Raw genomic sequence first — 13,354 nt, forward strand, 5'->3', positions numbered from 1 at the left:
TCGATAGGCTGGCTCGGACAGAGATCGGCTACCTGGAAAGGTCACACAACGTGGTGGAAAATCAAGACGAGTACCGCATCGAGCACGACACGATGGGCGAGGTCCGCGTTCCCAAGAACGCCCTCTACGCCGCGCAGACGCAGCGCGCAGTCGAGAACTTCCCCATCTCCGGTGCAGGTCTCGAGCCGGGCCAGATCGTCGCTCTCGCGCGCATCAAGCGCGCCGCCGCGATCGTCAACGCGAAGCTCGGAATCATCGAGCAGCCGGTGTCCGACGCGATCGTCGAGGCCGCTGAGCAGATCATCGACGGCAAGTACCTCGACCAGTTCCCGGTCGACGTCTACCAGACCGGGTCCGGCACCTCCTCGAACATGAACATCAACGAGGTCCTCGCGACACTCGCGACGCGCGGCCTCGGCGGCCCCGTCCACCCCAACGACCACGTCAACGCGTCGCAGTCGTCGAACGACGTCTTCCCGACCTCCGTGCACGTCGCCGTGACGGACGCGCTCCTCAACGACCTCATCCCGGGTCTCACGCACCTCGCCGAGGCCCTGGACCGCAAGGCGCAGCAGTGGGCATCCACCGTCAAGGCCGGGCGCACGCACCTCATGGACGCCACCCCGGTCACGCTGGGACAGGAGTTCGCGGGCTACGCCCGTCAGATCCGCCTCGGCATCGAGCGCGTGCAGTCGACCATCTCGCGCGTCGCTGAGGTCCCCCTCGGCGGCACCGCGACCGGCACCGGCATCAACACGCCTGCCGGCTTCTCTCAGCAGGTCATCGCCGAGCTCGCCGACAACGCGAAGCTCCCGCTCACCGAGGCCCTCGACCACTTCGAGGCTCAGGGCGCACGCGACGGCCTCGTCGAGGCCTCCGGCGCGCTGCGCACCATCGCGGTGAGCCTCATCAAGATCAACAACGACCTCCGCTGGATGGGCTCGGGCCCGAACACGGGACTCGGCGAGATCCAGATCCCCGACCTGCAGCCTGGCTCCTCGATCATGCCGGGCAAGGTGAACCCGGTCGTCCCGGAGGCCGTGCTCATGGTCGCCTCGCGCGTCATCGGCAACGACGCAGCCATCGTCTTCGGCGGAGCGTCCGGCTCGTTCGAGCTCAACGTGCAGATCCCGGTCATGGGAACCGCGCTCCTCGAGTCGATTCGCCTCCTCTCCAATGGCGTGCGTGTGCTCGCCGACAAGACCGTCGATGGCCTCGTCGCGAACGAGGAGCGTGCCCGCGCGCTCGCCGAGTCGTCGCCCTCGATCGTGACCCCGCTCAACCGCATCATCGGGTACGAGGCGGCAGCCAAGATCGCGAAGTACTCGGTTGCCAACAAGGTCACGGTGCGCCAGTCCGTCATCGACCTCGGCTACGTCGAGCGCGGCGACATCACGGAAGAGCAGCTCGACGAGAAGCTCGACGTGCTCAGCATGACCACGCCCAACCTGTAGGCGAAGAGCCGACAGCAGAAGGCCCGCCGGGAGAACCCGGCGGGCCTTCTGCGTCCCCAGAGGCCTGCGCCTCGACAGCACGAGCGCGAGCGCGAGCGCCGGCACTACCCGAACGGCACGGCGAGCCACAAGACGGGAAGCCAGTACCCGGCGAGCAGCGCCGGCCCGAACGCGATGCTGCGACGGCGATCCCGGGTCCGTGCCAGGACGACGACGCTCTGCACTCCCCCGATGAGGATCGCCAGCACGCCGAGGAGCACGGCGAGCGAGGGGTCGACGAGCGCCGCCGCCCAGCTGAGCACGGCCCCGAGCTTCACATCGCCCATGCCGAGGCCGCCGGTGAGCGCCAGGACGAGCAGGACGGCCCCTGCCGCGGCGCCGGTGGCGGCGGCGAGAAGATCCGGCGTTCCGTGCAGCGCCCAGTCGGCGACCCAGGCGATGAGGACCCCGAGCGCCCCGAGCGCGACGAGGCGATTCGGCAGCCGGTGCTCCCGGGCATCCACCGCCACGAGTCGTGGAGTAACCGCTGCGACGGCGAGCGCCGCCGGCAGGAGCTCCGGGTGCTGCGGGACCGCCGATGCCACGCCGATCACGAGCAGCGCCCCGACGCACAGCGCCGCTCCGGCGCGCGACCACCGTGACCGCGGGACCGGACCCTGCGCGTCCGAAGCACCGCGCAGGGGATCCGGCCCCGTCACAGTAAGGGGGTCGGCCTCCGCACGTTCTGCCATGCCCGGACACTAGTCAGATCTGGAGCCACCCGCAGAAGTTCCCCACAGGCCAGGTCGAGGCCCGACTCGGTGCAGCGCAACCGAGCCGGGCCCGCGTCCCCATCACACCTCGTAGTCGCCGAGCAGCTCCGTGACGAGCGCCGCGATGTCGCTGCGCTCGGACCGCGTGAGCGTCATGTGGGCGAAGAGCTTGTGTCCCTTCAAGGTCTCGATGACCGAGGCCACCCCATCGTGCCGGCCGACGCGCAGGTTGTCCCGCTGCGCCACATCATGGGTGAGCACCACGCGAGAGTTCTTGCCGATCCGAGAGAGCATCGTGAGCAGCACGTTCCGCTCGAGCGACTGCGCCTCGTCGACGATCACGAACGCGTCGTGCAGCGACCGGCCCCGGATGTGCGTCAGGGGCAGGATCTCGAGCATCCCCCGGTCCATGACCTCGTCGATGACGTTCTCCGACACGATCGCCGACAGGGCGTCGTAGACCGCCTGGCCCCACGGGTTCATCTTCTCGCCCTGATCGCCGGGCAGGAAGCCGAGCTCCTGCCCGCCGACGGCGAAGAGCGGTCGGAAGACCATGATCTTCCGGTGCAGCCCGCGCTCGAGCACCGACTCGAGCCCTGCGGCCAGGGCGAGGGCACTCTTCCCAGTGCCCGCGCGTCCGCCGAGGGAGACGATGCCGATCGAGGGGTCGAGCAGCAGGTCGATGGCGAGTCGCTGCTCCGCAGACCGCCCGTGCACGCCGAACACGTCCAAGTCGCCGCGGACGAGTCGGACGGCGCCCTTCCCCGACACGCGTCCGAGTGCTGATCCGCGGTCCGAGTGGATCACGAGGCTCGTGTTGATGGGCAGTTCGTCGACGGTGGCGGTCGCGACCGTCTCGTCCGTGTACAGCGTGTCGAGCTCGTCCGCGCCGAGGGATATCTCGGCGACCCCCGTGTAACCGGTGTCGCGGGCCAGCTCGGCTCGGTACTCCTCAGCTGCCAGGCCGATCGCCGAGGCTTTCACGCGCATCGGGAGGTCCTTGGACACCACCGTCACGGCGAGGCCCTCACTAGCGAGGTTCTGCGCGACGGCCAGGATGCGCGTGTCGTTGTCTCCCAGCTGCATTCCGCTGGGGAGGACGCTCATGTTCGAGTGGTTGAGCTCGACGCGCAGCGTGCCGCCTGCCTCCCCGATGGCGATGGGGAAATCGAGGCGCTCATGCTTGATGCGCAGCTCGTCGAGGAACCTGAGCGCCTGGCGGGCGAAGTACCCGATCTCCGGGTCGTGGCGCTTCTTCTCCAGCTCCGTGATCACGACCACGGGGATGACGACCGCGTGCTCCGCGAAGCGGAAGAGTGCCCTCGGATCGCTGAGCAGCACCGACGTGTCGAGCACGTAGGTGCGGGTCGAGATGGACGAGTCGGGAACCGCGACATGCACGGCGCCCCCTTCCTCGTTCTCGAGGTGGTCGGTGTTGCGCTGTGCGGGTATCACGGCAGTTCCGCTCCTTCGCCAAGCTCTCGCTCGTCGCTGGGTTACGTTCCGACCACAGGGGCACTCGGTAGGGGGAAACGAACTTCGGGAACCTGTGGCCGTTTCGATCAGGCACCGTACCTGATGGCATTAACGTACGACGGCGGAGACCACGCCACGCGCAGGCGAAAGTTAAATTTTGTGTCGTGTCTGGGAGCGTCGCGGCTACTGGCCGTAGCGTCGCTGGCGGGACGCGAAGTCGCGCAGCGCGCGGAGGAAATCGACCTCGCGCAGGTCGGGTCCCAGGGCCTCGACGAAGTAGAACTCGGAGTGCGCAGACTGCCACAGCATGAAGTCGCTGAGCCGCTGCTCACCGGAGGTGCGGATGACCAGGTCGGGGTCCGGCTGGCCGCCCGTGTAGAGGTGCTCGGCGATGAGGTCAGGCGTGAGGATGTCCGCGAGGGCCGCGACGTCGCCACCATCTGCCGCGTGTGCGCGCACGATCCTGCGCATCGCGTCGACGATCTCGCTGCGGCCTCCGTACCCGACCGCGAGGTTCACGTGCATGCCTCGACGCTGCGCCGTGTCGCGTTGCAGACGCTCGAGCGTCGCCCCGAGTCCGGAAGGGAGGTGCTCGGGAGATCCGGCGTGGTGCACCCGCCAGCGCGCGTTGTCGGCGATCTGCATCGCGAGCTTCTCGATGATGTCGATGAGCGCGTCGAGCTCTTCGCTGCTGCGGTTCTTGAGGTTGTCGTTCGACAGGAGGTAGAGGGTCACGACCTGGACGCCTTCCCGGTCGCACCAGGCGAGGAACTCCATCATCTTGGCGGCCCCCGCTGCATGCCCCTGGGCCGCATCCCGCAACCCGAGCTGCCTGGCCCAACGCCGGTTGCCGTCGATGATCATCGCGACGTGCTTCGGCTTGGGACGACCGTGCAGAGATCGGCGCAGTCGCCTCGTGTACAGCCCGTACAGGAAGCTCCGCAGGCTCGTGGGAATCATCGACATGGTTCGAACAACGTACCGGACCACGGGTCAGATGCACGTGCACGGGGCCGCGTAGAGTGCGAGGGTGGCTTCAGAACATCACGCGGATTCGGAACTCGACTCGGGCCAGGAGCCCGCCGTGCACTTGCCCCTGCTCGAAGCTCAATCAGGCGCGAGCGTCGCCGAGGCGAAGCCATCGTGGCGCGGCTGGGTGCACGCCGGCACGCTTCCCGTCTCGATCGCGGCGGGGATCGTGCTCATCGTGCTCGCCGAGGGCACGACCGCCAAGCTGGCCTGCGCGCTCTACGCGATCTGCTCCTGGCTGCTCTTCGGCATCTCCGCGCTCTACCACCGCTTCAACTGGAGCGAGAAGACGCGGGTCGCCCTCAAGCGGTTCGATCACGCGAACATCTTCCTGCTCATCTCTGGGACCTACGCACCCATAGCGCTGGTCGCGCTGCCGCCGGAGAAGGGGTGGCCGCTGTTCGCGATCGTCTGGGGCGCAGCGCTGCTTGGCATCTGCTTCCGCGTGTTCTGGATCGGCGCCCCGCGGTGGCTGTACGTCGCCCTGTACATCGCGCTCGGCTGGGCCGCCGTCGCCTACCTCGGCGACATCGCCGCGGTGAACGTGGCCACGGTGGTGCTCATCGTCGTCGGCGGCTTGTTCTACACGGCTGGCGCCGTCTTCTACGCGCTCAAACGCCCCAATTTCTGGCCGGGGCACTTCGGCTTCCACGAGCTGTTCCACGTGTTCACGGTGCTGGCGTTCCTCAGCCAGTGGACGGGCATCCTGCTGCTCTGCATCGACCCGCCGGTCTTCGCCTAGGGCTTGGCCGCCGGGGGTTCGTGGTCGGGCTCGCGATGCTCAGGCGCCACCTGCTCCTCGGGCTCCTGGCCGAGCTGAGGGCTCTCGGTGCCCTCGGCCACCGTGCCCTCCTTCGCTGCCATCTCGGCCTGCAGCTGTTCGCGGATACGAGCCCTCGCCTGCACCCGACTCGTGCGGCGGATGAGGTCCATCACCAGGAGGCCGGTCGCGACGGCCACGAAGATGAAGACGAAGAAGCCGAGCGGGCCCGGCGTCACGTCGTCTGGGTTGAAGGGCAGCTCCTCCCCAGGCGTCGGCGCCGTCGCCGCAAGCGACAGCACCCAGGACTGGGCGGAGGCGAGCAGCATCACTCGGAGGCCTCCGCAGCGCCCTGCTTGTCGTCGTTGCGTTCGTCGACGCCCGAGAACAGGTCGGTCTCTGGCGTCGGGGCATCCACTCGGGAGTCGACGAGCTCGAAGTCGTCGTACGGGTACGCCGCGGCCTCGATGTCGCGAGGAATCGCGAAGAACCCGCTGTCAGGCGCCACCTGGCTCGCGTGCGAGCGGAGCGCTGAGTCGCGGGCGTCGAAGAACTCGTCGATCTGGATCTGCGTCGTCACGTTGCTCGGCTTGTCTCGCATCCAGGCGAGCATCTGCTCGAGGCGCTCGAGCAGCGGCGACTCGGGGTCGAGCGCCTTGATGTGCTGCAGGAGGCTGTCTGCCCGCTTCCCGTTCATGGTGCGGTCGTAGTACAGCTTCGAGATGCGCCAAGGCGAGCCCAGCTCGGGGTGCGTTGCGAGGCCCGACTCCCGCCACACGCGCATCGAGATGTCGTGGGTGCGGATGTGGTCGGGGTGCGGGTAGCCGCCGTTCTCGTCGTACGTGACGAGCACGTGCGGGCGGAACTCCCTGACCAGGCGCAGCAGCGGACGCGCGGAGATGTCGAGGGGGATGCTCGCGAACGAGTTCAGCGGCAGCGATCCGTCCTCCGAGGCCATGCCGGAGTCGACGTACCCGAGCCAGCGGTGCTCGACGCCGAGGAACTCCTGGGCGGCAGCCATCTCGACGCGCCGGAGTCCCGCAAGGTCGCGCTGGGCGTGCGAGACGGACTCGAGACCCGGGTTGAGGATGTCGCCGGCCTCGCCTCCGGTGCAGCTCACCACCATGACCTCGGCGCCCTTGGCACGGTACGCGGCGTATGTCGCGGCGCCCTTGCTGGACTCGTCGTCGGGATGGGCGTGGACCGCCATCAGTCGAAGTGTCACTGGTCTCCTCGGGGAACGTTAACCTAGACAGAGAGCCTATCTCGCGCGGCCCGCACTTTCTGGCCGCGCCCGCCCTCAGTCGAGAGGAATCCACGTGTCAGCTGAACGCGAGACCCGCGCCGACACCGCCGCCACCTCAGCTGACCTCGTCGACCGCTACGGCGCCCGCGCGCCTCGCTCTGAGAAGAAGCCGGAGCGCTGGATCTGGATGGTCGTCGGCATCTTCGTCATCGCCGTCGTCGCTTTCTGGGCGACGACCACGGTCGGCCCCGTCTCCTCCTCGGCGATCCGAGCCGACACGGTGCGCTTCTCCATCGTCGACGACGCGAACGTGAGCTTCGACTACCGCATCACCGCCCCTGCCGGAACCGAGGCGACGTGCGCGATCGAGATCCGCGACGAGCAGCAGGCGGTCGTCGGCTGGGACATCGTCGACGTCCCCGCGACCGACGAGGCCTCGCAGGTCCTCAACGCGCAGGTGCGCACCACGAAGGCAGGAACCACGGCTTTGGTGAAGGAATGCTGGTTGCCGTAGAATGGCACCAGAGGCCCTGACTCGCGTCAGGGCTTTGGTCGTATCCGGCTGCACAAGGAGTTCCAGCATGGCTAACCCATCGGTGACCTGGCTCACCCAGGAGACGTATGACCGCCTCAAGGCGGAGCTCGACGAGCTCGCTGTGAACGGTCGTGAAGAGATCGCCAAGCGCATCGAAGAGGCGCGCGAAGACGGCGACCTCAAGGAGAACGCCGGCTACCACGCGGCGAAGGACGAGCAGGGCAAGATCGAAGCCCGCATCAACCAGCTCGAGACGATGCTGAAGAACTCCGAGGTCCGCGAAGCGCCAGAAGCGTCCGGCATCGTCGAGACGGGCACCGTCGTGACGGCGAAGATCGGCGGCAAGGAGCAGAAGTTCCTCCTCGGCAGCCGCGAGATGGCGTCTCAGACCCAGCTGCGCGTCTACTCGGGCGAGAGCCCACTCGGAGCCTCGATCCTCGGCCTCGCGATCGGCGCATCCACGAGCTACGAGGCGCCGAACGGCAACTCCATCGACGTCGAGATCACCGAGGTCGAGACCTTCCACCCGTAGCCGTTCGACGCGGCCACGCACTCTGACGCAGACGAAGAGGACCTCCCGCGGGAGGTCCTCTTCTCGTTCCTGCGAGGGTGCTCGCGATCAGGGAAGCGGGGACGCGTCCCTGCTCGTCCGCGGCTGGTAGCCGAGCGCACGCAGCGCATCCATCACCTGGTGGGAGTGCTCGGTGCCTCGAGTCTCGACCGACACCTCGAGCTCGACGTGGCTCACCTGCAGACCCTTGTTGTGGCGGGTGTGCAGCACCTCGACCACGTTCGCGTTCACCTCGCTGATGGTCTTCGCGATCAGCGCGAGCTGTCCGGGAACGTCCTGCAGCTCGATGACGAGCTTCAGGTAGCGGTCAGAGGCGGCGAGGCCGCGGCTCAGCACCTTCTCGAGCATGAGCGGGTCGATGTTGCCGCCGGACAGGATGGCGACCGTGGTGCCCGCGTCCTTGATCTTATCCGCGAGGATGGCAGCGACGGCAGTCGCACCTGCCGGCTCGGCCACGAGCTTGGCCCGCTCGACGAGGAGCAGGATGGCGCGCGAGATGTCGTCTTCCGAGACGGTGACGACCTCGTCGACGAGATTGCGGACCACCTCGAAGGTGATCTCGCCGGGCATGTCGACGGCGATGCCGTCGGCGATGGTCGGGCGAGCCTGGATCTTCACGGGGTAGCCGGCCTCGAGCGAGACGGGGAACGGCGCAGAGTTGGCCGCCTGCACGCCGATGATGCGGATGGGCCGCCCACGCTGCTCGCCGAGGAGCTTCGCCGCGACGCTGACGCCCGAGATGAGCCCGCCGCCGCCGATGGGCACGATGATCGTGTCGACGTCGGGCGCCTGCTCGAGGATGTCCAGCGCGAGGGTGGCCTGGCCCGTGATGATGTCGGCGTGGTCGTACGGGTGGATGAACTCGGCCCCGGTGTCGACGGCGAACTGCTTGGCCGCGACGAGCGCATCCGCCACGTTGACGCCGGTCAGGACGACCTCTGCACCGTAGCCGCGGGTCGCCTGCAGCTTCGGCAGCGGAACGCCGACCGGCATGAAGATCGTCGCCTTGATGCCGAGCTCGCGGGCCGCGAAAGCGACGCCCTGCGCGTGGTTGCCGGCCGAGGCGGCCACGACTCCACGCGAGCGCTGCTCCTCGCTCAGCCGCGAGAGGCGGTACGTCGCCCCGCGGATCTTGTACGAGCCCGTGCGCTGCATGTTCTCGCACTTGAGGAGCACAGGAGAGCCGAGCTTCTCGGACAGGAACCGGGCCGAGTCGATGGGGGTCTGGGAGATGACCTGCCGCACGATTTCACGTGCGGCGACGATCTGTTCCAGCGTGATGGTGGGAGCGGTCATACCGTGCTTGCCTTCTTCTCGCGCTTGGCCTTCTCGCGCTTGGATACGGGGGTTTGCGTGATCTTCGTCGGGTCGGGGTCATCGCGCCAAGTGCCACGCGAGATGAACTGGACCATGACCTTGCCTGCCGCGACGAGGGGGACGGCGAAGACGGCGCCGGCGATGCCGCCGAAGATGGTTCCTGCGCTCACCGACAACAGCACCGCGAGCGGGTGCAGTTTCACGGCGCTGCCCATGATGAGCGGCTGCAGGATGTGCGACTCGATCTGCATGACCGCGACGACGACGATGAGCATGATGAGCGCATTGAGGAAGCCGTTGTAGGCCAGCGCCACGGCGACGGCGATCGTGCCGGCCGAGATCGCGCCGATGTAGGGGACGAACGACGCGAGGAAGACGATCACGCCGATCGGCAACGCGAACGGCACCTGCAGGATGACGGCACCGAGGTAGATGCCGACGGCGTCGATGAGCGCGACGAGCACCTGGACGCGCACGTAGTGGCCGACCGAGATCCAGCCCCGCTGGCCAGCACCGTCGATGGCGGCGCGCGCCTTCTTGGGGAAGATCGACACGATGAAGAGCCAGATGCTGCGGCCGTCGAGGAGATAGAAGATCAGGGCGAAGGCGGTGACGAGCGTGCCGGCGAGGAAGGCGACGACATTGGAGCCGACCGAGACCGCCTGGGACGCGATGGAGTTCACGTTCGACTGCACCCAGCCGACGATCTCGCTGAGTCCCGCGTCGACTTGCTCCTCGGTGACATGCAGCGGGGAGTCTCTGAGGAACTGCAGCGCCAGCTGGTACTGAGCCTCGAGCTTGCCCAGGTCGAGGTTGAAGCCTTGCGCGAACTGGCTGACGACCAGGCTGATCAGCGTGCCGATCGCGACCAGCAGGACGATGAGCGACAGGATGAGCGCCGCCCACCTCGGGAGGCCGACACCCACGAGCCACTTCATGAGCGGTGCGAGCAGCGACGCCAGGAGCGCGGCCACGAGCAGCGGAATGACGAGGATCGAGGCCTGTGCGACGAGCCACCCGAGGGGAATCAGGGCCAGCAGGATGGCCACGGTGCGCCAGGCCCAGGCCGCGCCGATGCGCAGCCCCCGGGGCACGAGCTCGTCCTCGCTCTCGTTGCGGAGCGCTGGCGTGGGGTTCTGCGCCAGGGTGGAGCCGGTTCTCGGCGATGCCGCCTTGGCGGCAGTCTCGTCGAGGTCGCGTTCGGTCATAGGCTCAATACTAGGAGCGCCCGCGGACGCTGCGATGCCATTAGAACTGCACCCGAGGGGGCTGCGAGATGGCAGCCCGGTCGGCGACCTCGAAGAAGGTCCGCTGCTCGAAGTGGAGCGGGCCCGCGACGAGGTTGTTCGGGAACACCTTCACCTTGGTGTTGTACTCGCGCACTCCCCCGTTGTAGAAGCGACGCGACGCCTGGATGCGGTTCTCCACGTCGACGAGGTCGGACTGCAGCTGCAGGAACTCGCGGCTGGACTGGAGCTGCGGGTAGGCCTCTGCCGCGGCGAACACGCCGCGCAGCGAGCCCTGCACGAGGTTCTCGGCCGCGCTCACCTCTTCGGGCGTCGTCGCGCGCGAACTCGCGGCTCGAGCCTCCTCGAACGCCGCGAAGACCTTGTCCTCATGCGTCGCGAGGCCGCGCACACGCGTCTCGAGCTGCGGGAGTAGCTCCTCACGGGCCGCCAGTTGCGTCGTGATGTCGCTCCACGCTCCGTCGACGCGGGCGCTCAGGCGCTTGAGCGAGCGGTTGGTGGCGACGACGTAGACGACTACGGCGATGACGATGAGGAGCACGGCTCCGACGGCGATCCAGACTTCGAGCATGCCGGAATGGTAACCCGCCTCGACTGCGAGACGGCGGGGTCAGCCCACCGCTTGAGCGAATTCGCTGGATGCGGAGTCCGCGAGGTGCTGAAGATGCTGCGGGATGGGCATCCCGCGGCGTCGAGCAGCCTGTGCCCAGAGTCGACCGGCGCGGTAGGAGGAGCGGACGAGCGGGCCGGCGAGCACCCCGAGGAAGCCGATCTCCTCGGCCACGGCCTTGAGCGCGATGAACTCCTGCGGCTTGACCCACCGCGCCACGGGCAGGTGCCTTGGGCTCGGCCGGAGGTACTGCGTGAGCGTGATGATGTCGCAGCCCGCATCGTGAAGGTCGACGAGCGCCTGCTCGATCTCATCGCGCTCCTCCCCCATGCCGAGGATCAGGTTGGACTTCGTGACGAGCCCCGCGGCCCTGGCCTGCGTGAGGACGTCGAGCGAGCGCTCGTATCTGAAGGCGGGGCGGATGCGCTTGAAGATGCGAGGCACGGTCTCCACGTTGTGCGCGAACACCTCGGGCCTCGAGGAGAAGACCTCTCCGAGAAGCGCAGGGTTGCCGGAGAAGTCCGTCGCGAGGATCTCGACACCGGTCCCCGGGTTCTCGGCGTGGATGCGCCGGACCGTCTCCGCGTGCAGCCAGGCGCCCTCGTCCGGCAGGTCATCACGGGCGACTCCGGTCACGGTCGCGTAGCGCAGCCCCATGGTCGTGACGGACTCCGCCACCCTGCGCGGCTCGTCGGTGTCGTAGTCGGCAGGCTTGCCCGTATCGATCTGGCAGAAGTCGCAGCGACGGGTGCACTGCGAACCGCCGATGAGGAACGTGGCCTCCCTGTCCTCCCAGCATTCGTAGATGTTCGGGCAGCCTGCCTCCTGGCAGACGGTGTGCAGGCCGCCCGCCTTGACGAGCTCCGAGACCTGCCGGAACTCCGGCCCCATCTTCGCTCTCGTCTTGATCCACTCCGGCTTGCGCTCAATGGGTGTCTGGGCGTTCCGCGCCTCGACGCGGAGCAGCTTGCGGCCCTCGGGCTTGATCGTCACGCTGCGACTCCCGCGTCGACACCGAGGTGAGCGGTGAGTAGTTCGGCCGCTCTCGGAGCAACCTCCGCGGGGGTGATCGACCGCCCGAGCTCGGCACTCAGGGACGTGACTCCGGCGTCTGCGATGCCGCACGGCACGATGCGGCTGAAGGGCTCGAGGGAGTTGGAGCAGTTGAGCGCGAAGCCGTGCATCGTGCAGCCTTCGACGACACGGACCCCGATCGCGGCGATCTTGCGAGCACCGTGGTCGTCCTCGACCCACACGCCGGAACGGCCGTCGACCTGCACGCCCTCGACGCCGAACTCGGCGACGAGCTCGATGAGGGCCGCCTCGAGGCGACGGACGTGTGCGACGACGTCGATAGGCTCGGGCAGCTTGACGATCGGATAGCCGACGAGCTGGCCGGGCCCATGCCAGGTCAGCCGCCCTCCGCGGTCGACCTCGACGACGGGCGTGCCGTCGCTGGGCCGTTCGCTCCGCCTGGTGAGGCGCCCCGCCGTGTAGACGCTCGGGTGCTCGAGGAGGACAAGCGCGTCGCCCCGGTCTCCCCGAACGCGCTCGGCGTGCAGCCGCCGCTGGAGCGCGAGAGCCTCCGCGTAGTCGACCGTGGTGGGCTCGAATCCCGGCGTCAGCACATGCATCATGACGACAGTGTTGCATATTCTGTACGAAGTACAACAACTACTCGCCAACACGAGGGGCGCCGTCCTGGCCACCCCTCGCGCCGGCACGACCGACGCCGGTTACACCGCGATCTGCGCAGCAACCACCTTCAGCTTGTGGCGAGCCAGGGCCAGGTTGGCGCTCGTGCGATTGAGCACCAGATAGATGAACAGACCGCTCGACCCCTGCGAGTTGAGGACGTTGATGAGGTGGTACTGCGAACTCAGCGTGATCAGGATGTCGTCGATCTCATCGGCGATGCCGAGCTCGGACATCGTGCTGAGCTTCGCGCGCACGACGTTGGCGTTGCCCGCGGCGGCGATGCCGAGATCGAACGACGGATTGCCGCCCTGCGCCAGCGCCATGCCGCTTGCGTAGTCGACGATCGCGGCCCCCGTCGCGCCTTCGATGCTCAGCAGCTGGTTGATGGCCTCATCGAGTGAACTCATGTCTTGTCTCCCCCTTGTTTTTGTGTCGCCGCCTCATCGACCCCGGACCTGCAGGTCAGATGTCGTCCTGCACCATCGTCCCTGTCGAAGTGAATGAGGCATCCGACTCCCCCATGCCGACGAGACAACGATCTGCGAGCGGCGCACCGTACGCGAGCGGTCCTGCATGCTCACGGAGCGGCCGCCCCGTCACGTCGGCCGTCGTCCACACGGCAGGTAGATCCGGTTCCCTCATCCGATCGACCGGCGAGA

The 13,354-nt window shown here is 67.8% G+C and carries 15 protein-coding genes; 4 read left to right on the forward strand and 11 right to left on the reverse strand.

The features are described from left to right. Window positions 1-53: 53 nt before the first annotated feature. Complete coding sequence (locus ITJ61_RS06090) at window positions 54-1,454, forward strand: class II fumarate hydratase (protein ID WP_104306979.1); 1,401 nt, start codon at window positions 54-56, stop codon at window positions 1,452-1,454. A gap of 104 nt (window positions 1,455-1,558) precedes the next feature. Here ITJ61_RS06090 and ITJ61_RS06095 read toward each other — a convergent pair whose 3' ends face one another. From ITJ61_RS06095 to ITJ61_RS06105, 3 genes are all read right to left on the reverse strand, one after another. Beyond that, complete coding sequence (locus ITJ61_RS06095) at window positions 1,559-2,185, reverse strand: prepilin peptidase (protein WP_104241637.1); 627 nt, start codon at window positions 2,183-2,185, stop codon at window positions 1,559-1,561. Window positions 2,186-2,287: 102 nt separating this feature from the next. Next, window positions 2,288-3,607 (reverse strand): PhoH family protein, encoded by a 1,320-nt coding sequence (locus ITJ61_RS06100; RefSeq protein WP_323744385.1) that lies wholly within the window; start codon window positions 3,605-3,607, stop codon window positions 2,288-2,290. A gap of 258 nt (window positions 3,608-3,865) precedes the next feature. After that, the gene (locus ITJ61_RS06105; protein WP_374953192.1) at window positions 3,866-4,642 is read right to left on the reverse strand and encodes an isoprenyl transferase; all 777 of its coding nucleotides are present in this window, start codon (window positions 4,640-4,642) and stop codon (window positions 3,866-3,868) included. A gap of 70 nt (window positions 4,643-4,712) precedes the next feature. On the opposite strand from ITJ61_RS06105, the gene trhA reads away from it, so the two are divergent. After that, a complete protein-coding gene (gene trhA / locus ITJ61_RS06110; protein WP_194685781.1) occupies window positions 4,713-5,453 on the forward strand; it encodes a PAQR family membrane homeostasis protein TrhA in 741 nt (246 codons plus the stop codon). Here the strand turns inward: trhA and ITJ61_RS06115 are convergent. Both ITJ61_RS06115 and mca read right to left on the reverse strand, forming a co-directional pair. Further along, window positions 5,450-5,803, reverse strand: coding sequence for a hypothetical protein (locus tag ITJ61_RS06115; RefSeq protein WP_194685782.1), 354 nt, complete (start codon window positions 5,801-5,803; stop codon window positions 5,450-5,452). The two genes, trhA and ITJ61_RS06115, sit on opposite strands and share 4 nt — an antisense overlap. Next, window positions 5,800-6,681, reverse strand: coding sequence for a mycothiol conjugate amidase Mca (gene mca / locus ITJ61_RS06120; RefSeq protein WP_104241640.1), 882 nt, complete (start codon window positions 6,679-6,681; stop codon window positions 5,800-5,802). Before mca ends, ITJ61_RS06115 begins: the two co-directional genes overlap by 4 nt. A 109-nt stretch (window positions 6,682-6,790) precedes the next feature. On the opposite strand from mca, the gene ITJ61_RS06125 reads away from it, so the two are divergent. Both ITJ61_RS06125 and greA read left to right on the forward strand, forming a co-directional pair. Then, entirely contained in the window at window positions 6,791-7,231 is a 441-nt protein-coding gene (locus ITJ61_RS06125; protein ID WP_104241641.1) for a DUF4307 domain-containing protein, read from the forward strand. A gap of 67 nt (window positions 7,232-7,298) precedes the next feature. Next, entirely contained in the window at window positions 7,299-7,784 is a 486-nt protein-coding gene (gene greA, locus ITJ61_RS06130; protein ID WP_104241642.1) for a transcription elongation factor GreA, read from the forward strand. Window positions 7,785-7,871: 87 nt separating this feature from the next. Here greA and ilvA read toward each other — a convergent pair whose 3' ends face one another. The 6 genes from ilvA to ITJ61_RS06160 all read right to left on the reverse strand — a co-directional run bounded on the left by ilvA (window position 7,872) and on the right by ITJ61_RS06160 (window position 13,102). Further along, a complete protein-coding gene (gene ilvA / locus ITJ61_RS06135) occupies window positions 7,872-9,119 on the reverse strand; it encodes a threonine ammonia-lyase (protein ID WP_104241643.1) in 1,248 nt (415 codons plus the stop codon). After that, window positions 9,116-10,348 (reverse strand): AI-2E family transporter, encoded by a 1,233-nt coding sequence (locus tag ITJ61_RS06140; RefSeq protein ID WP_104241644.1) that lies wholly within the window; start codon window positions 10,346-10,348, stop codon window positions 9,116-9,118. Before ITJ61_RS06140 ends, ilvA begins: the two co-directional genes overlap by 4 nt. 40 nt (window positions 10,349-10,388) lie before the next feature. Continuing rightward, the gene (locus tag ITJ61_RS06145; protein WP_104241645.1) at window positions 10,389-10,958 is read right to left on the reverse strand and encodes a LemA family protein; all 570 of its coding nucleotides are present in this window, start codon (window positions 10,956-10,958) and stop codon (window positions 10,389-10,391) included. Window positions 10,959-10,997: 39 nt separating this feature from the next. Then, the gene (gene lipA, locus ITJ61_RS06150; protein ID WP_104298527.1) at window positions 10,998-11,990 is read right to left on the reverse strand and encodes a lipoyl synthase; all 993 of its coding nucleotides are present in this window, start codon (window positions 11,988-11,990) and stop codon (window positions 10,998-11,000) included. Continuing rightward, on the reverse strand, window positions 11,987-12,634 hold the full coding sequence (gene lipB, locus ITJ61_RS06155; protein WP_104298526.1) for a lipoyl(octanoyl) transferase LipB: 648 nt from the start codon (window positions 12,632-12,634) through the stop codon (window positions 11,987-11,989). The genes lipA and lipB overlap by 4 nt, the downstream gene beginning before the upstream one ends. A gap of 99 nt (window positions 12,635-12,733) precedes the next feature. Then, entirely contained in the window at window positions 12,734-13,102 is a 369-nt protein-coding gene (locus ITJ61_RS06160; RefSeq protein WP_104241648.1) for a hypothetical protein, read from the reverse strand. Window positions 13,103-13,354: the final 252 nt, after the last annotated feature.

This window comes from Pseudoclavibacter sp. VKM Ac-2888 (assembly GCF_015351285.1).
Classification (GTDB): Bacteria; Actinomycetota; Actinomycetes; order Actinomycetales; family Microbacteriaceae; genus Pseudoclavibacter.